We start from the raw sequence: 23,683 nt of genomic DNA, 5'->3' as shown, positions 1-23,683 counted from the left end.
GGCACCACTGCGACGCACGCGGCACTAGGCGCTGCGGTCGGCCGGGTGGTTGACGCCATCGTTGACCGGGATCACGCCCAGCGCGAACGGGTCGATGCCCTCCAGGCAGGCCACGTTGTAGCCGTACTGCTCGGGATTGGAACGACGCCGGTGGTGGGTGTAGATGCCGCACACACCGCAGAAGTAATGCTCGGCCACATGGGTGTTGAACTGGTACAGCCGCAGGTGGTTCTGCCCGCGCACCACCTGCAGTCCCGCACGGGTCACGCTGGCGGCGATGGCGCCACGGCGCCGGCACATCGAGCAGTCGCAGCGGCGTGGGTCGACGATGCCGTCCGGCAGATCCAGCAGCAGTTCGACCGTGCCGCAGTGGCAGGTTGCGCGGTGCCGGGGTTGGACCGGAACGCCGGCCACGGATGTAATGCCCATTGATGCTCCTGTGTGGTGAACCTGGCTTCGGGCGCCGCTGCCGACGGTGCGCCGGCCTGCCTGAACGGGCCGTAGATGCCACGCTGATGCGGCTTGTGGCTAACTATGCGGCTTGAATACCGCCACAGGATGCCAGTGAACACCGCAGGACGTTGGATGACAGGAAGTGCCATGGCGCTGGCGGCGCTGTGGGTGACCGGGCTGTTGGCCTACCAGCTGCCGGGGCCGGGTGCGCTGGCCACGACGGTGGCCGTGCTGTGGCTGCTGGTCGCGTTGTGGGCATCGTGGAAGGTCGCACGCGGCCGAGGCAACCGCCGGCTGGGCCTGGGGTTCGGCGCAGCACTGGCGCTGGCCGCGCTGTGGTGGCTGCTGCTGGCGCCGCGCCAGGACCGCGTGTGGGCCGATGACGTGGCCCAGCGCCTGCACGTGGTGTCGTTCGATGGGCGTCATGTGGTGCTGGACAACGTCCGTGATTTCACCTGGCGCAGCGAAACCGACTATGACGCGCGCTGGGTGCGCCGCGAGTACGACCTGGACCAGCTGCGCTCGGCCGATCTGGTGCTGTCGTACTGGATGGGCCCGGCAATCGCCCACACGCTGATCTCGTTCGGCTTCGACGATGGCCGCCACGTGGTGTTCTCGCTGGAGATCCGCAAGGAACGGGGTGAATCGTTCTCGGCGCTGGGCGGCTTCTTCCGCAAGTTCGAGATGACCCTGGTGGCCTCCGAGGAGACCGACATCATCCGCACCCGCACCAATGCGCGGGGCGAGGATGTCTACCTGTACCGCCTGCACGGCATGGACCGCACGCAGCTGAAGGAACTGTTCGCCGCCTACATCGAGCAGGCGCGCGAACTGGATGCGAAGCCGGGCTTCTACAACACGCTGACCAGCAACTGCACCACCATCGTCTTCGACCTGGCCCGCCACATCGCACCGCGGCTGCCGCTGGACTATCGCCTGCTGCTGTCGGGCTACCTGGCCGAGTACGCGCAGGAGGTTGGCGCGCTCACCCCGGGTGTGCCGTACGCCGAGCTGCATGACAAGGGCCGCATCACCCAGCGCGCGCTGGACCTGGGTGACGGGGTGCATTTCTCCACCGTAATCCGCCAGGGCGTGCCCGGCACCGAGCAGGACCCGCAGTAATGACCCAACGTCCCCTGGCCCGCTGGCAGCGCCTGCTGCCGGTGTTGTTCGCCGCCTTCCTGCTGCTGGGCAGCAGCGGCTGCGCGATGGTTACCGTCAAGCAGGTCACGTCCAGTGATTCGCTGGTCAACAAGCGCGCCGACGTGCTCAACACCGGCAAGCTCAGCCCGGCCGCGCGCGAGACGCTCAGTGCGGCAGGCCTGGATGAATCGCAGTGCGAAAAGGACTTCCTGGTCTGCCGCAGCACGCTGCTGATGACCGATGACCTCAACGTCGAACAGCGGCTGTCGGCGCTGTCCGAACTGTGGGTGAAGGCCGCACTGGCGTTGACGCCGAAGAAGACCGCCGCCGGCGATCCGCCGATGAGCGATGCCGCGCTGGATGCCTGGCTGGAAGCGGCCCGTTACGCCTATGCCTACCTGTTCTACAGCGGCCGTTCGCCGTCTGACCGCGCCTTCGAGGACCGGCAGACGCAGGTGCGCGACTACTACAACTACGCCGCCGAGAAGGCGGCGGTGGTGCTGTTCGTGCGCGCGCGTGCGTCTGCGCTGGCGGGTGAGGACTATACGAAGCCGATCTCGGTCGGCAGCTGGTCGCTGGCCTCCAACTACCAGCAGCTGGGCCTGAAGAGCATTCCCGCGCAGCTGGTGCCGGCCGGCACGGTCAGCTTCGTCGGCCTGCGCAGCACCTATCGCCGCGATGGCTTCGGTGCCGAACTGGTGATGGTGATGGACCCGCCGAAGCTGGTCGCGCCGGTGATCGCGCCCGACGGTCCGAAGGCTGAAACCGCTGCGGATGATGAGGATGACGCGCGTCGTGGCCGCCGCCATCGGCATGACGATTCGGTGCCCGAGTTCAGCGAAATGTCCTCGATCAACGTCACCGCGCTGCTGCGCTTCGAGGGCAGCAGCCTGGACGACGTGATGCGCACGCGCCGGGTCGAGCTGGATGCCTACTCGCCGGAAGCCACCGAGCGCATCACCCTGCACGGCGAGCAGGTGCCGTTGGCCGGCAATTTCACCGCAGCGTACGGCCTGTGGCTGGCGCAGAGCGGTTTTGCCCGGCAGTCGCTGCGCACCCTGTTCGGCATGAGCGAGGGCATCGGTGAGCCGCACATCTACCTGATGCAGCCGTGGGACCCGAACCGCCGCATCATCTTCATGCTGCACGGCCTGGCCAGCAGCCCGGAGGCCTGGGTGAACCTGGCCAACGAGATCATGGGCGACCCCGAACTGCGCCAGCAGTTCCAGGTGTGGCAGGTCTATTACCCGACCAATGCGCCGATCGCGCTGAACCGCTATGAGATCGCCAATGCGTTCAATGACACGCTGAAGCACTTCGATCCTGACGGCAGCACGCGGGCATCGAAGGACATGGTCTACATCGGGCACAGCATGGGCGGCGTGCTGGCCCGCCTGCTGGTCAGTGATTCCGGCGATGTGCTGTGGAATGACCTGCTGGCCAACTACGACCTGAAGGGCGAGCGCCTGAAGCGCGTGCAGGCCAAGCTGGGGCCGCTGCTGCACTTCAAGGCGCAGCCGAACGTGGAGCGCGCGATTTTCATCGCCGCGCCGCACCAGGGCACCGATATCGCCGGCAACAAGGTCGGGCGCCTGATCGGCCGGCTGGTGCGCCTGCCGCTGACCATTCTCGGCAAGTTCGAGGATGTGTTCATGGCACTGGCACAGGCCGAGCAGCAGGTCGACGGCACCGCCAAGCCGAAGATTCCCAACAGCATCGACAACCTCAAGGCCAGCGATCCATTCGTGAAGGCGGCCGCGCAGCTGCCGATCGAGGCCGGCCTGAAATACCACTCGATCATCGCCCAGCGCAAACCGGAGCTTCCGGTGGAGAAGTCAGATGACGGGCTGGTGCCGTACTGGAGCGCACACCTGCCGGGCGCGCTGTCGGAGAAGGTGATCATCTCCGGCCACAGCGTGCAGGAGACCCCGCAGGCGGTGCTGGAAGTGCGGCGCATCCTGCACCGGGACATCGATGACGTAGGCACCGGTAGCAGGTAGTGCCGGCCGCTGGCCGGCATCATCACGGCATTCCTGCGTGCGTGGAGGTTGCCGGCCAGCGGCCGGCACTACCGGAATCCCGGTGGCCTACACCCGCCGTGCGATCACCGTCGCCAGCACCGCCAGGCCGCAGGTGATCGCCAGGCACAGGACATAACCGGTGTGCGGTGCGGTTTCCACGAACAGCGCGAACAGCGCACCGGACACCGCCAGCGCGGTGGTCACCGACAACGCCTCGCTCAGTTGCAGGGCCGACGTGTTGGCGCCCTGCTCATGCGGCGCCGACAGCGAAAGCGTCAGCACCGACAGGCTGGCGTAGATCATGCCCATGCCGAAGCCGGTCAGGGCCCAGCCGACCAGCGCCACCGGCAGTGGCACGGGGTTGAACAGCACCGCCAGGGTGGCGACGATGCCGACCGTCATCATCGCCGTGCCCACGCGCAGCAGCTGCTGGCGTGACCAGCCGCGCTGCTGGTGGCCCTGCAGCCATGAGCCGGCGAACCAGCCCAGCGCGCCGAGGCTGAGCACCGCGCCGGCCCAGCTGGGCGAGAGCCCGCGCTCGCGTTGCAGCAGCAGCGGCAGATAGGCCTCGCAGGCGAAGAAGGCCGCAGCGGCGATGCCACGCAGCGCGATCACACTGGGCAGGCCACGGCGCAGCACCAGCGTTCCGGTCGGAAGCAGGCGGTGCACGCAGAGCAGCAGCGCCAGCATCGCCGCGCCGATGCAGAGCAGCGCCGGCAGGCCCTGCTGCTGGCCGCCGAAATACAACAGCAGCGCAGCCAGCGAGGCCCCGCTGGCCCAACGCACCACGTTGCCACGTCCATCGTCGCGGTCGCCGACTGCGGTGGACTGCATGCGCGCCAGTGCCGGGCGCAGCAGCAGGGCGGCAGGAACCGCCAGCAGCGGCACCGCCAGGAACACCCAGCGCCAGCCCAGATGCTGCACGATCAGGCCGCTCAACGCCGGGCCGATCATCGACGGCACCACCCAGCCTGCGGAGAAGGCCGCAAACACCTTCGGCCGCAGGTGCTCGGGGTAGCTGCGGCCGACCATCACATACAGCGAAACCGAGATCGCGCCTGCACCCAGCCCCTGCAGCAGGCGCCCGGCAACCAGCATGCCCATGCGCATCGCGAAACCGGCCAGCAGCAGGCCCAGTACGAAGCAGGCCAGGCCGTACCACAGCGGTCGCGCCGGTCCGTGGCGATCGGCCCAGCGCCCGGCCAGGGTCATGCCGATCACACTGGTGGCCAGGGTGCCGCCAAACGCCAGCGCATACAGGCGCAGGCCATCGAGCGCTTCGGCCACGGTGGGCATCGCGGCAGCCACGGCCAGCGCCTCGAAGGCGTGCAGCGCGACCAGCGCGACCATGCCGATGGTGGTGGCGCGGTAGCGGGCGGACAGGATCGAAGTATCGGCCGGCACAGGGGTATCGGCAGGGGAGAGCATGGTAGTCATACAGATGGGCTGCGGGCCGCGCTTGTCAACCGGCGGCGAAGATAGCAGCATGACACCTCAACCGTAGTTGAGGTCAAGTGATGGCGTCCCAGGAACTGAGCGTTGGTGAAGTCTCCCAGCGCAGTGGCGTAGCGGTTTCCGCGCTGCACTTCTACGAGCGCAAGGGGCTGATCAGCAGCCTGCGCACCTCGGGCAACCAGCGCCGCTACAGCCGGGATGTGCTGCGCCGGCTGGCGGTGATCCGCGTGGCACAGCGCGTGGGCATGCCACTGGAAGCGGTGGGCCGTGCCTTCGAGAGCCTGCCCGAGGGCCGTGCGCCGACCAAGGCCGACTGGGCCAAGTTGTCCGCGCGCTGGCGCACCGAACTGGAAGCGCGCATTCACATGCTGCAGCTGCTGCGCGATGAACTGACCGGCTGCATCGGCTGCGGCTGCCTGTCGCTGAAGCGCTGCCGCCTGGCCAACCCGGAAGACATCCTCGGCGAACGCGGCGACGGCCCGATGCGCTGGGAATGAAAAACGGAACGGAGTAGGTGCCGACCTTGGTCGGCACGCGTGTTACCAGACGGTGATCGTTTCGCCGCTCTGGATGCCTTCGACCGCGCGCTGGAAGGCCAGTGCCGCGCGTTGTGCGCTCACCGCTTCGAAGCCGGGGAAGTAGGGGCCGTAGGCCGCCATCGATTCAATCAGTACGTTCGGGCTGACCACGTTGATGCGCAGGCCGCGCGGCAGCAGCTCCAGCGCGGCCGCGCGCACGAAGCCTTCCAGCGCGGCGTTCACCGAGGTGGCGTTGGCACCGTCGCGGATCGGCTGTGCGCTGACGATGCCGCTGGTCAGGGTGATCGAACCACCGGCGTTCAGGTGGTGCTGCGCGGCCAGGGCGAGCCGCACCTGGCCCAGCAGCTTGTCCTGCAGGCCGATGTTGAACTGCTCGGGTGTCATCTCCTGCAGCGGGCCGAAGTACAGCTTGCCGGCGGTGGAGATCACCGCATCGACCGGGCCGGTGCGGGCGAACAGTTCGGCGACGCTGGCGTCGTCGGTCAGGTCGACCCGCAGTTCGCCGCTGTGGCGGCCGGCGGCGAGGATCTGGTGCTGCTGGCCGAGCTGGCGGGCGACCGCCTGGCCGAGGGTGCCGCTGGCACCGACGAGGAGGATCTTCATGGCCGTTCCTTGCGAGAGGGGGAATGAGTGAAGTCTGCGCGCTCATGGCATGGTTAGGTAAGTGGCGTATGCTTCGCAGATTCCTAACCTGGGGTTGGTAATGGATACGCTTCGCTGCATGCAGGCCTTCGTCGCCGTGGCCGAGCGCGGCAGCTTTGCCGGCGCCGCTGAACAATTGCAGGTGTCGGCGGTGATGGTCGGCAAGTACATCCAGCAGCTGGAGGCGCACCTGGGCACTGCGCTGCTGCAACGGAACACCCGCCGCCAGCGCCTGACCGAAGCCGGCAGCGCCTACCTGGCCGGGTGCCGGCAGGTGCTGGAACAGGTGCAGCAGGCCGAAGCCGATGTGGCGGGCCTGCAGGTGGAGCCGCGTGGCCTGCTGCGGGTCAGCGCGCCGAGCACCTGGGGCAGCTGCGTGCTGGCGCCACGGCTGGCTGCCCTGCTGCGTGCGCAGCCACAGTTGAACATCGAGCTGGACCTGAGCAACCGCCGCGTGGACCTGATCGAGGATGGATTCGATGTGGCGATCCGGGTCGGGCCGCTACCGTCGCAGGAGGTGGTGGCACGGCCGTTGCCGCCGTATGCAATGAGCCTGTGCGCCGCGCCGTCGTACCTGCGCCGGCGTGGCACGCCACGCACGCCGGCGGATCTGCAAGGGCATGACTGCCTGAGCCACCTGGCCTGGCGTGGCGGCCATGGCTGGCAGCTGGCCAACGGCGAACAGGTGGACTGGGAAGCGCGGTTGACCTGCAACGATGGCGTTGCACTGCGCGAAGCCGCAGTGGCCGGTGCGGGGCTGGTGCTGCAGCCGACGGCACTGCTGGCGGGTGAAATCGCGGCCGGGCGATTGAAGCCGCTGCTGCGCGACTACCTGCCTGAACCGCGGCCGATGCACCTGATCTACCTGCCTGACCGCAGGCCGCGCCCACGGTTGCAGTGTTTCGTGGATTTCGTCATGGCCACAATGGGGCAATGATGACGGTGGGTGCCGACCGTTGGTCGGCACACATCGGGATCAATCATTCGCCGCAGACAATTCCTGCCCGCGCACCTGCGCGGCGCGCAGCGCCTTGTCCACCAGCGCCTCGAACCCCCCAGCCTGGAAGCTCTCGATCGCCGCCTGGGTGGTGCCGTTCGGCGATGTCACGCGGCGGCGCAGTTCGGCCGGGCTTTCGCCGGCTTCATCCAGCATGCGCGATGCCCCCAGCAGGGTCTGCACCACCAGCGCACGCGCGGCATCGGCCGGCAGGCCCTGCGCGATGCCGGCCGCTTCCATCGCTTCGGCCAGCAGGAATACATAGGCAGGCCCGCTGCCTGAAACGGCGGTGACCGAATCCATCAGCGTTTCGCTGTCGATCCACACCGTGCGCCCGGCACTGGCCAGTACCTGTTCCGCGCGCGCGTGCTGCTGCGCATCCACTGACGGCGTCGCATACAGGCCGGTCACGCCGGCACCGAGCAGGGCGGGGGTGTTGGGCATCGCACGCACGACTGCCAGATCGCCGCCCAGCCAGCGCTCCAGTTGCGCGCTGGTGATGCCGGCGGCGATCGACACCACCAGCGGGCGCTGTGCCTGTGCCAGTGCCTGCAGCGACTGGCAGACATCGCGCAGCACCTGCGGCTTCACTGCCAGCAGCCAGGTGCGGCCCTGCGCGGCGGCATCGGCCGCGTTGTCATGCACCTGCACGCCGAAGTCGGCGACCAGCGCCTGGCGCAGTTCGGCCATCGGTTCGGCCACGTGGATGTGCGCGGCGGGCACGCCCTGGCGGATCAGGCCGGCAATCAGGCTGCGGGCCATGTTGCCGCCGCCGATGAAGGTGATGGAATCAGCTGCCATGGAAGTCTCCTTGTGATGTCAGGCCGGGCGCGGACGCGCGCCGAACAGGGCGGTGCCGATGCGCACCAGGGTGGCGCCCTCGGCGATGGCGTCGGCGTAGTCGCCGCTCATGCCCATCGACAGGGTGTCGACCTGCGCGTGCTGGGCCGCCAGCGACTGGAAAAGTGTGCGCATGCGCACGAATGCATCCCGACGGCGCTCCGCTTCGGGCCACGGTGCGGGAATCGCCATCAGGCCGCGCAGGCGCAGGCCGGGTTCGGCGGCAATCGCCGCAGCCAGTGCATCGACCTCTTCCGGCGCGCAGCCGTGCTTGCTGGATTCATCGTCGATGTTGACCTGGATCAGCACGTTCAGCGGCCCTCGCGCTGCAGGGCGATGGCGGGCCAGCGCGGTCACCAGCTTGCGCCGGTCCACGCTCTGCACCCAGTCGAAATGGCTGGCCACGGCATCGGCCTTGTTCGACTGCAGGTGGCCGATCAGGTGCCATTCCAGTGCCAGGTGTTGCAGCGCCTGCATCTTGGCCAGCGCTTCCTGCACGTAGTTCTCGCCGAAGGCATGCTGGCCCTGCGCGGCCAGCGCAGCCACGGCCTCGGCCGGCTGGGTCTTGGACACCGCCAGCAGGCGTGGGTCGGGCCTGCCAGCGGCCTCGGCGGCCGCATGCAGGTTGCTCAGGATCTGGGGCAGGGGAGTGGCCACGTAACGCGTTCCGTTGAATCAGGAGGCTATACTGCCGCCCGGGGAAAGATCCTTCCAGTCGAAGCCGTTATTGGGGAGTAGCCGCTCATGGATATCGCCGAGCTGTTGGCGTTTTCCGTAAAGAACAAAGCGTCCGACCTGCACCTGTCCGCAGGCCTGCCGCCGATGATCCGCGTGGACGGCGACGTGCGCCGGATCAACATCCCAGCGCTGGACCACAAGCAGGTCCACGCGCTGGTGTACGACATCATGTCCGACAAGCAGCGCCGCGATTACGAGGAATTCCTCGAAGTGGACTTCTCCTTCGAGATTCCGTCGCTGGCGCGCTTCCGTGTGAATGCGTTCAACCAGAACCGCGGCGCCGGTGCGGTGTTCCGTACCATTCCGTCCGAAGTGCTGACCCTGGAAGACCTGGCCTGCCCGCCGCTGTTCCGCGAGGTGATCCAGCAGCCGCAGGGCCTGATCCTGGTGACCGGCCCGACCGGCTCGGGCAAGTCGACCACGCTGGCGGCGATGATCGACTACATCAACAAGAACGAATACGGCCACATCCTCACCGTCGAGGACCCGATCGAATTCGTGCACACCTCGCAGAAGTGCCTGATCAACCAGCGCGAAGTGCACCGCGACACGCATGGCTTCAACGAAGCGCTGCGCTCGGCGCTGCGTGAGGATCCGGACATCATCCTGGTCGGCGAACTGCGCGACCTGGAAACCATCCGCCTGGCGCTGACCGCGGCGGAAACCGGCCACCTGGTGTTCGGCACCCTGCATACCAGTTCGGCGGCCAAGACCATCGACCGCATCATCGACGTGTTCCCGGCCGGCGAAAAGCCGATGGTGCGCTCGATGCTGTCCGAGTCGCTGCGCGCGGTGATCTCGCAGGCACTGCTGAAGAAGGTGGGCGGCGGTCGCACCGCAGCCTGGGAAATCATGGTCGGCACCCCGGCCATCCGCAACCTGATCCGCGAGGACAAGGTCGCGCAGATGTACTCGGCCATCCAGACCGGCCAGCAGTACGGCATGATGACCCTGGACCAGCACCTGCAGGACCTGGTCAAGCGCAGCCTGATCACCCGCAACCAGGCCCGCGACTACGCCAAGGACAAGCGCCTGTTCGAGTAAGGCGAGGCAGCAACGGCGCGGCGTGCGCCACTGCGCCGCCGTTCCGTGCCGTTTCCTCCATCGACCGTTTCCTGGTACATGCCCCATTGGGAGCCCGCCGTGAACACCACCGCGACCACCATCGATTTCACTTCGTTCCTCAAGCTGATGGCGCACCAGCGCGCCTCGGACCTGTTCATCACCGCCGGCATGCCGCCGGCGATGAAGGTCAACGGCAAGATCTCGCCGATCACCCAGACCCCGCTCACGCCGCAGCAGAGCCGCGACCTGGTGCTCAACGTGATGACGCCGGCACAGCGCGAGGAATTCGAGAAGACCCACGAATGCAACTTCGCCATCGGCCTGTCCGGTGTCGGCCGCTTCCGCGTCAGCTGCTTCTACCAGCGCAACCAGGTCGGCATGGTGCTGCGCCGCATCGAGACGCGCATTCCGACCGTGGAAGAGCTGAGCCTGCCGCCGATCATCAAGACGCTGGCGATGACCAAGCGCGGCATCATCCTGTTCGTCGGCGCTACCGGTACCGGTAAATCGACCTCGCTGGCAGCGATGATCGGTTACCGCAACCAGAACTCGACCGGCCACATCATCACCATCGAAGACCCGATCGAGTTCGTGCACAAGCACGAGGGCTGCATCATCACCCAGCGCGAGGTCGGCATCGATACCGACAGCTGGGAAGCGGCGCTGAAGAACACCCTGCGCCAGGCGCCGGACGTGATCATGATCGGCGAGGTGCGTACCCGCGAAGGCATGGACCACGCCATCGCGTTTGCCGAAACCGGCCACCTGGTGCTGTGCACCCTGCATGCCAACAACGCCAACCAGGCGATGGACCGCATCGTCAACTTCTTCCCGGAAGACCGCCGCAACCAGTTGCTGATGGACCTGTCGCTGAACCTCAAGGGCGTGGTCGCGCAGCAGCTGATTCCTTCGCCCGATGGCCGCTCACGCAAGGTGGCGATGGAGATCCTGCTGGGCACGCCGCTGGTGCAGGACTACATCCGCGACGGCGAGATCCACAAGCTGAAGGAAGTGATGAAGGATTCGGTCCAGCTGGGCATGAAGACCTTCGACCAGAGCCTGTTCGAGCTGTACCAGGCCGGCGAGATCAGCTACGAGGACGCACTGCGCTACGCCGATTCGCAGAACGAAGTGCGCCTGCGCATCAAGCTCAGCCAGGGCGGCGACGCGCGCACCCTGTCGCAGGGGCTGGATGGCGTGGAGATCTCCGAGATCCGGTGACCCAACGATCTGTAGAGTCGAGCTTGCTCGACTACAGGAACAGTCGAGCAAGCTCGACTCTACGAGCGCAGTCGAGCAAGCTCGACTCTACCGGGCGCGCTGGCGATTGATGAATTCCAGTCATGACCGACTGCCATCCCGTCGGTTCAATCCTGCGCCCGTGCAGGCGTATCGTCAGCGCTCCCCCTCTGGAGCACGACGATGCAGACACGTGAACTCGGCCGCAGCGGCCTGAAGGTTACCGCCCTGGGCCTGGGCTGCATGGGCCTGAGCCATGGCTATGGCCAGCCGGTCGAGCGCAGCCAGGGCATCGCCCTGCTGCACGCCGCCGTTGAACGTGGCGTGACCTTCTTCGACACCGCCGAGGTGTACGGCCCGTACACCAATGAAGATCTGCTCGGCGAGGCGTTGTCGCCGTACCGCGACAGGCTGGTGATCGCCACCAAGTTCGGCTTCAAGGATGCGCGTGTCGATACCGGCCTGGACAGCCGCCCGGAGATCATCCGTGCGGTGGCCGAGGCCAGCCTCAAGCGCCTGCGCACCGACCATATCGATCTGTTCTACCAGCACCGCGTCGATCCGAACGTGCCGATCGAGGATGTGGCGGGCACCGTGCGTGACCTGATCGCCGAAGGCAAGGTCGGCCACTTCGGCCTGTCCGAGGCCAGTGCCGCGACCGTGCGCCGCGCGCATGCGGTGCAGCCGGTTGCTGCCGTGCAGAGCGAGTACTCGCTGTGGTGGCGCGAGCCCGAGCGCGAACTGCTGCCGACCCTGCAGGAACTGGGCATCGGCTTCGTGCCGTTCAGCCCGCTGGGCCGTGGCTTCCTGACCGGCGCGATCAGCGCCGAGACCACCTTCGACGCCAACGACTTCCGCAACACCGTGCCGCGTTTCGAGGTGGAAGCGCGCCGCGCCAACCAGGCGCTGGTCGATCGCATCAGCACGATTGCCGCAGCACGTGGCGCCACACCGGCGCAGGTGGCGCTGGCCTGGCTGCTGGCGCAGGCGCCGTGGATCGTGCCGATCCCGGGCACCACCAAGGTCCACCGCTTGGACGAAAACCTGGGCGCGGCCGCACTGCAGCTGGCGCCGGAGGAGCTGCAGCGCATCGCACAGGCGCTGGACGAAGTGTCGATCGTCGGCGAGCGCTACAACGCGCAGCGCGCCGCCCAGGCCAAGGGCTGATCACCCGGTGGGTGCGGGCCGTTGGTGGTGGGTGCGGACCGTTGGTGGTGGGTGCGGACCGTTGGTCCGCACTCCTTGACCCTCACCCCATCGGCCCGCGCAATGCATCAAGCACCGTGCGCATCGCCACGGTGACGTGGCGGCGCGACGGGTAATACGCGTAGTAGCCATCGAAATGCGGGCACCAGTCGTCCAGCACGGATTGCAGGCGACCATCGTCCAGCATCGGCTGCACCTGGTCTTCCGGCAGCCAGGCCAGGCCGCTGCCGGTCAGCGCGGCGGCGCGGGTCATGCCCATGGTGTTGAAGGTCCATTGCCCGCCAACGCGCACGCTCAGCTCGGTGCCGTCCTGGCCGAAGTCCCACGGCATCAGCCCGCCATGCGTGGGCAGGCGCAGGGTGATGCAGTTGTGCCCGGCCAGGTCGTGCGGATGCCGTGGTACCACGTGCTGGCGGAAGTAGGCGGGCGCACCGACCACGCGCATGCGCAGTGGCGGGCTGATCGGCACCGCGACCATGTCGCGGGCCAGGCGCTCACCCAGGCGGATGCCGATGTCGTAGCGCTCGGCAACGATGTCGGCCAGCCCGTAGTCGGCGGTCAGTTCCACCTTCAGCTCCGGATACTGCTGCAGCAACGGTGCCAGCCGCGGCCAGGCGATGTACTCGGCGGCATGGCCGGTGGCATTGATGCGGATGGTGCCGGCCGGGCGTTCGCGGTACTCGGCCAGTGCGGCCAGCCCGTCCTCGATCTCGGCCAGGCGCGGGGCGAGCGTTTCCAGCAGGCGGGCGCCGGCCTCGGTGGTGGACACGCTGCGGGTGGTGCGGGTCAGCAGGCGCACACCCAGGCGCTGTTCCAGGCCGCGCATGGCATGACTGAGCGCGGACTGGGAGACGCCGAGCTGGGCGGCGGCCTTGGTGAAGCTGCCCGCGCGGGCGACGTGGACGAAGGCTTGCAGGTCGTTGAGGTTTTCACGGGGCATGAGGGGATGATACGGCCGGGCTGCGCCCGGCACCTGCCGAAACAACGGCAACGTCAACTTCAAAAGCGGGCTTCCTGCGGGAGGCGGGGTGGCTCAGGTTGCGGGGGACGGCGCAAGTACGTCCATGTAGCCTCGGTCGCGCCATCCATGGCGCTCACGCCCCCGCAACCTGAGCCACCCCGCCTTCGACAGTTTCCCGCGAGCTGTTGGAACCTGCTGCTGGTGGTAGGTGCCGACCGTTGGTCGACACGGGGTCGGATATGTGGGGATGTCGAATTCCACGTCTGTGGTTCGTCGAATGAATGACTTTCAACGGGAGCAGCACATGAGCACTGACACCACGCCGAAAGGCCCGGCTTCGTATTTCCCGTCCATCGAGAAGACCTACGGCCAGCCGGTAGCACACTGGTTCGGGTTGCTGGCGGGCAAGAAGGGCCTGAAGCACATGGAACTGGTCAGCTTCCTGAAGAGCGAGCACGGGCTGGGCCATGGCCATGCCAACGCGCTGGTGGCGCACCATCTGGCCGGCAAGGGCTGAGCAGCCATGGGTCGGGGCAGGGCGGAGCGCCTTCAGCTGAACGATTTCATCTGCAACTGTCATGCAGATCGTGTCTAATACCGCTCCCCACCCGTTGTTCCCCCACCCGCATGTCCCTTGAATCCCATGGCCCCGCGCCGTGCGACGACGCTGACGGCCACCTGGTCACCGCCGGTCCGCTGACCCCGCCGCCCGACAGTGCCGGTACCACCGCCGACGAAACTGCACTGAGGCACTCGATCGCCGAGGACGTGCAGGGCATGGTGCTGGCCACGATGGTGGCCTCGCTGGGCCTGGCCATCTTCGCCAAGGGCGGGTTGATGATCGGCGGCATGGCCGGCATGGCGTTCCTGCTGCACTACGCGATGGGCTGGAACTTCGGCCTGGTGTTCGTGCTGGTCAACCTGCCGTTCTACTGGGTGGCGCTGCGCCGCATGGGCTGGGAATTCACCCTGAAGACCTTTGCCGCGGTCACTGCCTGTGGCGTGCTGACCGACCTGCTGCCGCGCTGGATCGACTTCTCGCACATCAACCCGCTGTACTCGGCCATCGTCGGTGGCGCGCTGTCCGGCCTGGGCATCCTGTTCTTCATCCGCCACCGTGCCAGCCTCGGCGGCATCGGCATCCTGGCGGTGTACCTGCAGCGCACCCGCGGCTGGAGCGCGGGCAAGGTGCAGATGTCCTACGACGCCTGCCTGATGGTGGCCGCGTTCTTCGTGCTGTCGCCGTCGAAGGTGCTGTATTCGGCCATCGGCGCGGTGGTGCTCAGCCTGGTGCTGATGTTCAACCACCGCCCCGGCCGTTACATGGGCGTGTGACGATTCGAAGGTAGTGCCGGCCGCTGGCCGGCAACACCTGTGGCCTGGCGAGGCTGCCGGCAAGCGGCCGGCACTACCGGGAGGCCTGCAACCACGGTGGCGACAGTTTCAGCAGCCGCGCATGCACCGGGCAGTCCGCGGCGTGCGCACCGGGCAGGTAGCCCAGGCTCATCAGGAATTCGCCGGTGATCTCGCCGCCGGTGAAGCGGAAGGTCTTCTTGAACAGCTTCACCCAGTCAGCCTTGCTGAGCGGGTGGTGGGCATCGAGCCAGGCGGCGAAGCTGCCATGGCTGGCCCGCAGCTGCTGGATCACCTGCGCGTTGTGGATCGCCGCCAGCACCTTCAGCCGGTTGCGGATGATGCCCGCATCCGACAGCAGCCGTTCGATGTCCTGCTCGGCATAGGCCGCCACGCGGTCCACGTCGAAGCCGTCATAGGCCGCGCGGAAGCCTTCGCGCTTCTTCAGGATGGTCTCCCAGCTCAGGCCGGCCTGGTTGATTTCCAGCACCAGCCGTTCGAACAGCTCGCGTTCGTCGCGCTGCGGGAAGCCGTACTCGTTTGCGTGGTAGTAATCGTGCACCGGATGGCCCGGGGCGATGAGGCAGTAGCCGGACACGTTGAGTTCCTGCGGTACGGGCTGGTCATTATGCGCGCCGTGACCGCCGGGTGGAGGCGCCCGGCGCGCCCAGCCGCTAGAATGGCGCCATGCCAGTAACGCCGACCTCCCTTGCCGATCACCTGCTCGTCGCGCTGCCGTCGCTGCTCGACGCGACCTTCGCCCGCAGCGTCGCGCTGATCTGCCAGCACGACGAGAACGGCGCGATGGGCGTGCTGGTCAACCAGCCGTCCGAATACACCCTGGGCGAGGTGCTCGCCCAGATGGACATCACCACCGGCGACGGCGACCTGCAGGCGCGCATGGTGCTCAATGGCGGCCCGGTGCACCCCGAACGCGGCTTCGTCATCCACGATGATGCACGGGCATGGGATTCCAGCCTGACCGTGGGTGAGGGCCTGTACCTGACCACCTCACGCGACATCCTTGAAGCGATGGCGCGCGGCGAAGGCCCGGCCAACGCCGTGGTCACCCTCGGCTGCGCCGGCTGGGGCGCAGGGCAGCTGGAAAGCGAGCTGGCCGAGAACAGCTGGCTGACCGTGCCGGCCGACGCCGAGCTGGTGTTCCAGCTGCCGCTGGAACAGCGCTGGCAAGGCGCGGCCTCGCGCATCGGCGTGGATCTGTTCCGATTGACCGACTACAGCGGCCATGTCTGATCCGGCGGCCCCCGTACCGGTGTCTGCTGCCCCGGCCATCCGCCGCGACGGCACGGTTCTGGGTTTCGATGTCGGCTCGCGGCGTATCGGCGTGGCCATCGGCAGTGCCTTCGCCGCCCATGCACGCGCCGTGGCCGTGGTCGATGTGCACGGCAACGGGCCGGACTGGGCGGCGATCGAACGCCTGCTCAAGGAATGGAAGCCCGATGGCCTGGTGGTCGGCGACCCGCTGACCCTGGACGGCCAGGACCAGCCCAACCGCAAGCGCGCGCAGGGCTTTGCCCGCCAGCTGCGGGAACGCTTCAAGCTGCCGGTGGTGATGATCGACGAGCGTTCCAGCTCGGTCGAGGCCGCCCGCCGCTTCGCCGTCGAGCGCGCCGAAGGGCGCAAGCGCCGCCGCGATGCGGCCGCCCTCGACGCCGTGGCCGCGGCGGTGATCATCGACCGCTGGCTGTCGTCGCCGGACGACGCCACCCCCATTCCCTGACTGCACGACTCCCGCCATGACCGCCCAGCAAATCGATGCCTCCGGACGCCTGCGCCACCTGTTGACCCTTGAGGGGCTGCCGCGCGAAACCCTGCTGCAGCTGCTCGACCGCGCCGGGCAGATCCGCGACGCCGCAGTCGGCCGCGTCGGCAACAAGCGGCACGTGCTGGCCGGCTCGGCGGTATGCACGCTGTTCTTCGAACCGTCCACCCGTACCCGCAGCTCGTTCCAGCTGGCCGCGCAGCGCCTGGGCGCCGACGTGCTGAACTTCGATGCCTCGACCTCTTCCACGCGCAAGGGCGAAACCGCCTGCGACACGCTGCGCAACCTGGAAGCGATGGGCGTGCGCGGCTTCGTGGTGCGCCACCCCGATGATGGCGCCGTCGCCGCACTGGCTGAAGCGGCGGGCGAGGGCACCGCGCTGATCAATGCCGGTGACGGCCGCAGCTCGCACCCGACCCAGGGCCTGCTGGACATGCTGACCCTGCGCCAGGCCAAGGGCCCGGACTTTTCGAAGCTGAAGGTGGTGATTGTCGGCGACGTGAAGCACTCGCGCGTGGCCCGCACCGACCTGCATGCGCTGCGTACGCTGGGCGTGGGCGAGATCCGCGTGTGCGGCCCGCAGTCGCTGCTGCCGGACGACGAGACCCTGAAGGGCTGCGTGGTGGGCGATGATTTCGATGCCATGCTGGAAGGCGTCGACGCGCTGATGATGCTGCGCCTGCAGCGCGAGCGCATGGAAGAAGGCCTGGTGCCGTCGCTGGAGCAGTACCACGCCGAGTACGGGCTGACCAACGAACGCCTGGCGCGCGCCGGCAAGGATGCAGCCGTGCTGCACCCGGGCCCGATCAACCGCGGCGTGGAAGTGACCGACGAGGTGGCCGACGGCCCGCAGTCGTGGGTACTGCGCCAGGTCGTCAACGGCGTCGCCGTGCGCATGGCCGTGCTGGAAACCCTGCTGGGCTGACCGCTCTGGTGGGTACCAACCTTGGTTGGCATTGCTGCTGTGATGGGTGCCAACCTTGGTTGGCACTGCTGGTGTGGTGGGTGGCAACCTTGGTTGGCACTGCTGCTGTGATGGGTACCAACCTTGGTTGGCATTGCTGCTGTGATGGGTGGCAACCTTGGTTGGCACTGCTGGTGTGTTGGGTGGCAACCTTGGTTGGCACTGCTGGTGTGGTGGGTGCCAACCTTGGTTGGCACTGCTGGTGTGGTGGGTGGCAACCTTGGTTGGCACTGCTGGTGTGGTGGGTGCCAACCTTGGTTGGCACTGGCCTACCGGGGCGAAGGTGATTTCCCGATGTTCAGGGGACATGCGCCCGCCCATGCTCTTCTGCATGAACAGCACCCGCCTCCTGCTAGGCCGTCATTCCAGTATCGGCCAGAGCTACATCCTGACTACGAACGTGCATGGCCGAGTGGCTCTGTTCGCCAATGACGCCGCTGCGGTTACCGCCATGCAGGAGTTCCAGCGTCTGGATCTGGAAGGTCTGACCCATTCCATCGCCTACGTGGTCATGCCGGATCACGTCCACTGGTTGATGCAGCTGCGCGCGGCATCACTCGACGTTGTCATGAGGCGCTTCAAGTCGCGTACGGCGGTGTACGCAAACAGCGTACTGGGCAGGGTGGGACGCTTCTGGCAGTCCTGCTACCACGATCACGCGATCCGCTCTGATGAATCGCTGTTCCGGCACGCAATGTATGTGATGGCGAATCCGATCAGGGCGGGGTTGGCAACGCAGCTTGGCGAGTACCCGCATGCGTGGTGTGAGTGGGAGCTCGAAGGTTCCCGTGCCAAGGCGGAGTTCATGGGTGCGGTCAGATGAGTGCCAACCAAGGTTGGCACCCACCGAAAGCAGGTTCCGACCTTGGTGGGTACCCACCCAAACCAGGCTCCAACCTTGGTGGGCAACCAGCGGACGCTATGGTCAGCGCTTCTGCGCGAATAGCCAGGCCCACATCGCCGGATCGGCGTAGGTGGCGTCCCAGGCGTTATGGTTGCCTTCCGGGTACTCGGTGTAGCGCACGTCGCGCGCGTTGGCGCCCTGGAAGGCACTGTGCAGCCTGCGGTCGTCGTCCGGTGGCACCACATCATCCAGTGCGCCGTGGAAGATCCAGATTGGTGCGTGCTGCAGGCGCTGGGCGATCACCGCGTAAGGATCGGACTCATGCGCGACCTGCTCGACGAACAGGGTCGGTCGCTTCGCGCGCGGTGCCAGCACGGCGCCGCATACCGGCACGATCGCGGCAAAGCGGCGTGGGTCGTCCAGGGCGATGTTCCAGCTGCCGTAGCCGCCCATCGACATGCCGGTCAGGTACTGGCGCGAAGGATCGGCGCCAAACTCGGCGATCGTTGCGTCCAGCGCGGCCAGGGCCATGCGGTTGTTGTGGCCGCTCCATTCCGAGTGCTTTGCCGCCTGCGGGAAGACAACCAGGGCGGGGAAATCGGGATGCTCGCGCAGATAAGGGCCCAGCCCCGCGTGGGTCTGCCTGATGCCGTCACTGCCGCGCTCGCCCGAGCCATGCAGGAACAGGATGACCGGAACACTGGCGGACGCCGGGGCCTTCAGCCCGGCCGGAATGAACACCTGGTAGTAGGCGGTCTCGCCGTCCACTTTGACTGCGCGGGCTTCGAAGCGACCACGCGCGCTGTCCGGCAGCGAGGCACAACCGGTCATCATCAGCAGGGCCAGCAGCGGCAGCCAGCGCGACATGGAACGGACCATGGGAATTCCTGGGGCGGCGGGAAAGCCTCCATCGTAGTCCGCTGCCGTCAACGCGGCATCATGCGCCGCGTCACTGCGGGCGCGGGAAACTGGCGATGATGTCCAGCTGTTCCTGTGCTTCGGCATTGCCTTCAGCAGCGGCGGCCTGCACCTGCGCCATGTCCGGGTGCAGCACCACCAGCAACGGGTTTTCGCAGACCGGGCAGTCGTACTCGGTTGCGTCCTCGTCCAGTTCCATCTCCATGCCGCGCGAGCTGCCCTTCCATTCGCAGGCCGGGCAGGTGTGCTGCTGGTCGCGCCAGCCGGGCTGGAAGTAGTTTTCGATCGTTGTTGCCATGGGTGTTTCAGTTGGGATCGGGTCAGAGCCCCGCGTGGCGGGGATCCGACCCTGCAGGGTTCAGTGCAGCAGCACCAGGGTGGCCAGGCCGAGGAAGGTGAAGAAGCCCATCGAGTCGGTCACCGCGGTCAGGAAGATGCCGCTGGCCAGCGCCGGGTCGAAGCCGAAGCGTTTGAGCGTCAGTGGCACCAGCACGCCGGCCAGCGCGGCGAACAGCAGGTTGCAGGTCAGCGCGATCGCGATCACTGCCGATAGCCCGGGCGAGTGGAACCAGGCCAGCACGATCAGCCCCAGCACCGAACCCAGCATGACGCCATTCAACACGGCGACCCGCACTTCCTTCCACAGCAGCGTGCGCGCATTGGATGCGCCCACCTGGCCCAGGGCCAGGCCGCGCACCATCAGCGCCAGCACCTGGGTGCCGGCATTGCCGCCCAGGCCGGCCACGATCGGCATCAGCACCGCCAACGCCACCAGCTTGTCGATGGTGCCTTCGAAGTGGCCGACCACGCTGGAAGCCAGGAAGGCGGTGCACAGGTTCACCGACAGCCACATCAGGCGCCGGCGCATGGCGCGCCAGACCGGGCTGAACAGATCCTCGTCCTCGTCCAGGCCGGCGGCGCCCAGCGCCTGGTGCTCGGCCTGGCCGCGGATGATGTCGACCACGTCATCGATGGTGATGCGGCCGATCAGGATGTTGTTGTCGTCCACCACCGGCGCGGAGATCCAGTCATGGTCGGAGAACTGCCGTGCCACTTCCTGGTCGCTCTCGCCGACGTCGATGGCCGGCTGCTCGTCGTCGATCAGGCGGTTGATCGGGGTGGTGTCCTCGTGGGTCACCAGCGCGGCGAGCGAGACCCGCCCGAGGTACTGGTGCCGCCGGCTGACCACGAACAGGTGGTCGGTGTGGTCGGGCAGTTCGCCGCGCAGGCGCAGGTAGCGCAGCACCACATCGACGTTGACGTCGGCGCGCACGGTCACCACGTCCGGATTCATCAGGCGGCCGGCGCTGTCCTCGGGGTAGGACAGCACCTGTTCCAGGCGCTCGCGATTCTCGCGGTCCATCGACTTGAGGACTTCGTCGATGACCGTGTCCGGCAGGTCTTCGACCAGGTCGGCCAGATCATCGATGTCCAGGTCTTCGACCGCGGCGATGATCTCGTCCGGGTCCATGTCCGCGAGCAGGCTTTCGCGCACGTCCTCGCCGACGTGGACCAGCACCTCGCCGTCATCTTCCGGATCGACCAGGCCCCACACCACCTCGCGCTTGCCCGGCGGCAGCGATTCGAGCAGGTTGCCGATCTCGGCCGGGGCCAGGGTGTTGACCAGCCGACGCACCGGACCCAGCCGGCCGCTGTCCAGTGCATCGGACAGCATCCGCAGTTGGCGCGCAGTCTTGTCGTGGCGTACAGCTTCAGCCATCGCAGCTCCCGCGGGATAAGAAAAGCCGCGATCCCGGCAAGGATGCGGCAACAGGGGTGTTCAGCGCGTCATTATCGCAAGGGGATGTTTCAACGCATAGCCGCTGGGTGAGGGTAGTGCCGGCCGCTGGCCGGCAATCGTCCCCATCGAAGTCCATGAGGTTGCCGGCCAGCGGCCGGCACTACCCTGGGTGGTCAGGGCGTGTCCGCCACCAGTGCCAGCCAACGCTCGATGCCGCGGCGGTCGCGCGCCGCCAGCAGCTTTGGTGCACGCGCGAGCAGCGCGGCCAGATCGGCCTCGCGGATCGCCCGGCGTACCTCCAGCAGGGTGCCCGGGTGCAGGCTGAATTCGGTCAGTCCCAGTGCCAGCAGTAGCGGGGTCATCCGGGCATCGCCGGCCATCTCGCCGCAGACTGCCACCGGGATGCGATGGCGCGCGCCGGTGGCGATCACCATCTGCAGCAGCCGCAGCACGGCCGGATGCAACGGCGAGTAGAGCTCGCCCAGCGCCTCGTTGTTGCGGTCGGCGGCGAGCAGGTACTGCACCAGGTCGTTGGTACCGATCGACAGGAAATCGACCAGATCGATGAAGCTCTCCAGCGCCAGTGCGGCCGCGGGGACTTCGATCATCGCGCCCAGCGGCACATGGTCGGACACCATGTGGCCCTCGCCGCGCAGCTGTTCGGTCAGCTTGAGCATGCGCCGGCGCACCGCCAGCAGCTCCTCGCGGGTACTGACCATCGGAACCAGCACGCGCAGCTTGCCGTAAGCCGAGGCGCGCAGGATCGCGCGCAGCTGGGTGTCGGCCACCTTCGGCCGCGCCAGCGACAGGCGCACGCCGCGCAGGCCCAGTGCCGGATTCTCTTCGTTGCTCAGGGTCAGGCCGGTGCGATCGGCTTTGTCCGCGCCCAGGTCGAGCGTGCGGATGGTGACCGGACGCCCGCTCATGCCCAGCGCGGCATCGCGGTAGGTCTGGAACTGCTCTTCCTCGTCCGGCAGCTCGTTGCGCTGCAGGAACAGGAATTCGGTGCGGTACAGGCCCAGCCCCTGCGCGCCCAGTGCATGCGCCTGGGTCACGTCCTCCAGCGATTCGGCGTTGGCCAGCAGGGCGATGTCGACCTGGTCGCGGGTACGGCTGGGCTTGCTGCGCAGGCGGCCGAGCTCGCGCTGTTCACGCGCATGCTCTTTCAGTCGCGCGCGGTAGTCACGCAGGTTGTCGGCCTGCGGGTTGACCGTGATGCTGCCGTCGGCGCCGTCGATGATCAGCACGTCGCCATCGGCGATGCGGCTGAGCAGCTGCGGTACGTTGACGATCAGCGGCAGGTGCAGGCTGCGTGCCAGGATCGCACTGTGCGACAGCGCGCTGCCGGCGGCGGTGACGATGCCGACCACGCCCTGTGCCTGCAGCTGCGCCAGCTCGGACGGGGCGATGTTGTCGCAGACCAGGATCTCGCCGGCCAGGCCCTTCATCACCGGCGGGCGCTCGGGTTGCAGGAAGGCGTGGATACGGCCGATCACATGGTCCAGGTCGTCCATGCGGCTCTTCAGGTAGGCATCGTCCATGCCATCGAAGACCCTGGCCAGGCGGTCGCGCTGCAGGCGCAGCGCATAGCCGGCGCTGTACGGGCCGCTGCGGATCAGTTCGTCCAGGCCATACAGCAGCTCGGGGTCGTCCAGCAGCAGCGCGTGCAGGTCTAGGAACTCGCCCACTTCCTGGTTCAGTGCCCCATGCAGGCGCTGGCGCAGCTCGTGCATTTCCGTGCGCGCCGCATCCACCGCATGGTGCAGGCGCGCGAGCTCGGCCTCGACCTGGTGGGCGGCGACACGCTGTTCGGCCACCTCCAGGGCATGCGGCAGGCGCACGCGGGCGCGGCCCATGGCCGTGCCGCGCGCTGCGCCATGGCCGGCCAGCAGCTGCACCGGCCGCTGGCCGGAGGGGAGCTGGCCGGCGCGTGCGCGTGGCACGCTCAGCTGTCCTCGTCGAAACGGCGTTCGAACAGGCCGACCACCGCCTCCATCGCGGCGGCTTCGTCCTCGCCGTTGATGCGCACGGTGACCGGAGTGCCTTGGCCGGCAGCCAGCAGCATCACGCCCATGATGCTTTTGGCGTTGATCTCACGGCCCTTGGCGGCCATGGTCACGTTGCAGCGGAACGGCGCCAGGGTCTGCACCAGCTTGGCGGTGGCCCGGGCATGCAGCCCCAGGCGGTTGCTCACGGTGAGTTCTCGTTCAAGCATCGTCGACTATCGCTCCATTACGGGTACCCGCCGCGGCTGTGGCGGGCAGTTGATCCAGTCCCTGTTCCGGATAATTCATCACCCGCAGCAACATCGGCAGGCTCAGCGCCGACACCCGGCGAACCGGGGTCCCCAGCCGGGCCAGCTGCCCGGCAAGGTTGGCGGGGCTGGCGCCGTACAGGTCGGTCAGGATCAGCACGCCTTCCCCACCGTCGACCCGCCGCAGGGCGGCCGAGGCGAGCGGGAGCAGGGCGTCCAGGTCTGCGTCGAACGGTACTTCGAAAGCTTCGGTCTTCAGCGGCAATTGCCGCAGGAGCCGGGTCGCCACCTCAAGCAGGGCGGTCCCGACCCCGGGATGTGTTACGAGGAGAATGCCACAGGTCATTACTGCACGTTAACAGGTCAAGGTGAATCGGCGATAGCAGCAGGAGAGGGGCACTGTGTCCCGTATTCAGCGTTGCCCGGGTGGCATCCCCGTTTCGCCGAAAAAGCGATCCGACCCTGTCCGTCTTTCCGATGCCTGACAGAGGTTCATCCACGCATGGCGTGGATCCATCGTGTCGACC

The 23,683-nt window shown here is 67.4% G+C and carries 26 protein-coding genes; 13 read left to right on the top strand and 13 right to left on the bottom strand.

Annotated features, from left to right (window positions below; genetic code table 11):
* Positions 1-24: 24 nt before the first annotated feature.
* Positions 25-429, bottom strand: a complete 405-nt coding sequence (locus tag N7590_RS03240; RefSeq protein ID WP_053448989.1) for a GFA family protein — start codon at positions 427-429, stop codon at positions 25-27.
* Between the two features lie 171 nt (positions 430-600).
* On the opposite strand from N7590_RS03240, the gene N7590_RS03235 reads away from it, so the two are divergent.
* On the top strand, positions 601-1,575 hold the full coding sequence (locus tag N7590_RS03235) for a DUF4105 domain-containing protein (protein ID WP_164240592.1): 975 nt from the start codon (positions 601-603) through the stop codon (positions 1,573-1,575).
* Positions 1,575-3,596: an alpha/beta hydrolase gene (locus N7590_RS03230; RefSeq protein ID WP_164240491.1), complete on the top strand. Its 2,022-nt coding sequence runs from the start codon at positions 1,575-1,577 to the stop codon at positions 3,594-3,596. Before N7590_RS03235 ends, N7590_RS03230 begins: the two co-directional genes overlap by 1 nt.
* Positions 3,597-3,683: 87 nt before the next feature.
* On the opposite strand, the gene N7590_RS03225 is transcribed toward N7590_RS03230, so the two are convergent.
* A complete protein-coding gene (locus tag N7590_RS03225; RefSeq protein ID WP_053448992.1) occupies positions 3,684-5,105 on the bottom strand; it encodes an MFS transporter in 1,422 nt (473 codons plus the stop codon).
* Positions 5,106-5,134: 29 nt separating this feature from the next.
* Between N7590_RS03225 and soxR the strand changes: the two genes are divergently transcribed.
* Positions 5,135-5,569 (top strand): redox-sensitive transcriptional activator SoxR, encoded by a 435-nt coding sequence (soxR, locus tag N7590_RS03220; protein ID WP_008267329.1) that lies wholly within the window; start codon positions 5,135-5,137, stop codon positions 5,567-5,569.
* Between the two features lie 42 nt (positions 5,570-5,611).
* Here soxR and N7590_RS03215 read toward each other — a convergent pair whose 3' ends face one another.
* Complete coding sequence (locus tag N7590_RS03215; RefSeq protein ID WP_006422483.1) at positions 5,612-6,214, bottom strand: short chain dehydrogenase; 603 nt, start codon at positions 6,212-6,214, stop codon at positions 5,612-5,614.
* 100 nt (positions 6,215-6,314) lie between these two features.
* Between N7590_RS03215 and N7590_RS03210 the strand changes: the two genes are divergently transcribed.
* A complete protein-coding gene (locus N7590_RS03210; protein ID WP_164240487.1) occupies positions 6,315-7,190 on the top strand; it encodes a LysR family transcriptional regulator in 876 nt (291 codons plus the stop codon).
* Between the two features lie 39 nt (positions 7,191-7,229).
* Here N7590_RS03210 and proC read toward each other — a convergent pair whose 3' ends face one another.
* Both proC and N7590_RS03200 read right to left on the bottom strand, forming a co-directional pair.
* Entirely contained in the window at positions 7,230-8,051 is an 822-nt protein-coding gene (proC, locus tag N7590_RS03205) for a pyrroline-5-carboxylate reductase (RefSeq protein WP_164240484.1), read from the bottom strand.
* Between the two features lie 18 nt (positions 8,052-8,069).
* Entirely contained in the window at positions 8,070-8,747 is a 678-nt protein-coding gene (locus tag N7590_RS03200) for a YggS family pyridoxal phosphate-dependent enzyme (protein WP_164240483.1), read from the bottom strand.
* A gap of 87 nt (positions 8,748-8,834) precedes the next feature.
* On the opposite strand from N7590_RS03200, the gene N7590_RS03195 reads away from it, so the two are divergent.
* From N7590_RS03195 to N7590_RS03185, 3 genes are all read left to right on the top strand, one after another.
* Positions 8,835-9,872, top strand: coding sequence for a type IV pilus twitching motility protein PilT (locus N7590_RS03195; RefSeq protein ID WP_006422551.1), 1,038 nt, complete (start codon positions 8,835-8,837; stop codon positions 9,870-9,872).
* A 99-nt stretch (positions 9,873-9,971) separates the two neighbouring features.
* Positions 9,972-11,114, top strand: coding sequence for a PilT/PilU family type 4a pilus ATPase (locus tag N7590_RS03190; protein ID WP_006422552.1), 1,143 nt, complete (start codon positions 9,972-9,974; stop codon positions 11,112-11,114).
* 201 nt (positions 11,115-11,315) lie between these two features.
* On the top strand, positions 11,316-12,299 hold the full coding sequence (locus N7590_RS03185; protein ID WP_279935146.1) for an aldo/keto reductase: 984 nt from the start codon (positions 11,316-11,318) through the stop codon (positions 12,297-12,299).
* An 82-nt stretch (positions 12,300-12,381) separates the two neighbouring features.
* Here the strand turns inward: N7590_RS03185 and N7590_RS03180 are convergent, their stop codons facing one another.
* On the bottom strand, positions 12,382-13,278 hold the full coding sequence (locus N7590_RS03180; RefSeq protein ID WP_279935145.1) for a LysR family transcriptional regulator: 897 nt from the start codon (positions 13,276-13,278) through the stop codon (positions 12,382-12,384).
* Between the two features lie 325 nt (positions 13,279-13,603).
* On the opposite strand from N7590_RS03180, the gene N7590_RS03175 reads away from it, so the two are divergent.
* Together N7590_RS03175 and N7590_RS03170 are read left to right on the top strand one after the other, a co-directional pair.
* Positions 13,604-13,816, top strand: coding sequence for a DUF4287 domain-containing protein (locus N7590_RS03175; protein WP_053448999.1), 213 nt, complete (start codon positions 13,604-13,606; stop codon positions 13,814-13,816).
* Positions 13,817-13,926: 110 nt separating this feature from the next.
* Positions 13,927-14,634 carry a YitT family protein gene (locus N7590_RS03170; RefSeq protein WP_164240476.1) on the top strand — a complete coding sequence of 236 codons (708 nt, stop codon included), beginning with the start codon at positions 13,927-13,929 and terminating at the stop codon, positions 14,632-14,634.
* Positions 14,635-14,707: 73 nt separating this feature from the next.
* Here N7590_RS03170 and N7590_RS03165 read toward each other — a convergent pair whose 3' ends face one another.
* Positions 14,708-15,250: a DNA-3-methyladenine glycosylase I gene (locus tag N7590_RS03165; protein WP_053449000.1), complete on the bottom strand. Its 543-nt coding sequence runs from the start codon at positions 15,248-15,250 to the stop codon at positions 14,708-14,710.
* Between the two features lie 89 nt (positions 15,251-15,339).
* Here N7590_RS03165 and N7590_RS03160 point away from each other — a divergent pair, with 89 nt between their 5' ends.
* From N7590_RS03160 to N7590_RS03145, 4 genes are all read left to right on the top strand, one after another.
* Positions 15,340-15,906, top strand: coding sequence for a YqgE/AlgH family protein (locus N7590_RS03160; protein ID WP_006422622.1), 567 nt, complete (start codon positions 15,340-15,342; stop codon positions 15,904-15,906).
* 19 nt (positions 15,907-15,925) lie between these two features.
* A complete protein-coding gene (ruvX, locus tag N7590_RS03155) occupies positions 15,926-16,393 on the top strand; it encodes a Holliday junction resolvase RuvX (RefSeq protein WP_180879650.1) in 468 nt (155 codons plus the stop codon).
* Between the two features lie 16 nt (positions 16,394-16,409).
* Positions 16,410-17,360: an aspartate carbamoyltransferase catalytic subunit gene (locus N7590_RS03150; protein WP_279935144.1), complete on the top strand. Its 951-nt coding sequence runs from the start codon at positions 16,410-16,412 to the stop codon at positions 17,358-17,360.
* Between the two features lie 370 nt (positions 17,361-17,730).
* Positions 17,731-18,222, top strand: coding sequence for a transposase (locus N7590_RS03145; protein WP_164240473.1), 492 nt, complete (start codon positions 17,731-17,733; stop codon positions 18,220-18,222).
* A 102-nt stretch (positions 18,223-18,324) separates the two neighbouring features.
* Here N7590_RS03145 and N7590_RS03140 read toward each other — a convergent pair whose 3' ends face one another.
* The 6 genes from N7590_RS03140 to N7590_RS03115 all read right to left on the bottom strand — a co-directional run bounded on the left by N7590_RS03140 (position 18,325) and on the right by N7590_RS03115 (position 23,502).
* Positions 18,325-19,122, bottom strand: coding sequence for a prolyl oligopeptidase family serine peptidase (locus N7590_RS03140; protein ID WP_080376049.1), 798 nt, complete (start codon positions 19,120-19,122; stop codon positions 18,325-18,327).
* A 70-nt stretch (positions 19,123-19,192) separates the two neighbouring features.
* Positions 19,193-19,459, bottom strand: coding sequence for a hypothetical protein (locus N7590_RS03135; RefSeq protein WP_053449002.1), 267 nt, complete (start codon positions 19,457-19,459; stop codon positions 19,193-19,195).
* A 60-nt stretch (positions 19,460-19,519) separates the two neighbouring features.
* The gene (mgtE, locus tag N7590_RS03130; protein ID WP_164240471.1) at positions 19,520-20,881 is read right to left on the bottom strand and encodes a magnesium transporter; all 1,362 of its coding nucleotides are present in this window, start codon (positions 20,879-20,881) and stop codon (positions 19,520-19,522) included.
* Between the two features lie 194 nt (positions 20,882-21,075).
* Entirely contained in the window at positions 21,076-22,845 is a 1,770-nt protein-coding gene (ptsP, locus tag N7590_RS03125; RefSeq protein ID WP_164240469.1) for a phosphoenolpyruvate--protein phosphotransferase, read from the bottom strand.
* 2 nt (positions 22,846-22,847) lie between these two features.
* A complete protein-coding gene (locus N7590_RS03120) occupies positions 22,848-23,117 on the bottom strand; it encodes an HPr family phosphocarrier protein (RefSeq protein ID WP_005408385.1) in 270 nt (89 codons plus the stop codon).
* The gene (locus tag N7590_RS03115; RefSeq protein ID WP_006422749.1) at positions 23,110-23,502 is read right to left on the bottom strand and encodes a PTS ascorbate IIA component; all 393 of its coding nucleotides are present in this window, start codon (positions 23,500-23,502) and stop codon (positions 23,110-23,112) included. The genes N7590_RS03120 and N7590_RS03115 overlap by 8 nt, the downstream gene beginning before the upstream one ends.
* Between the last annotated feature and the right edge of the window lie 181 nt (positions 23,503-23,683).

Source organism: Stenotrophomonas sp. GD04024, from assembly GCF_029837545.1.
In the GTDB taxonomy this organism is placed as follows: domain Bacteria; phylum Pseudomonadota; class Gammaproteobacteria; order Xanthomonadales; family Xanthomonadaceae; genus Stenotrophomonas; species Stenotrophomonas forensis.
Note: the sequence above shows the minus strand (reverse complement) of the source record. Positions and strands in the feature narration are given on the sequence as shown.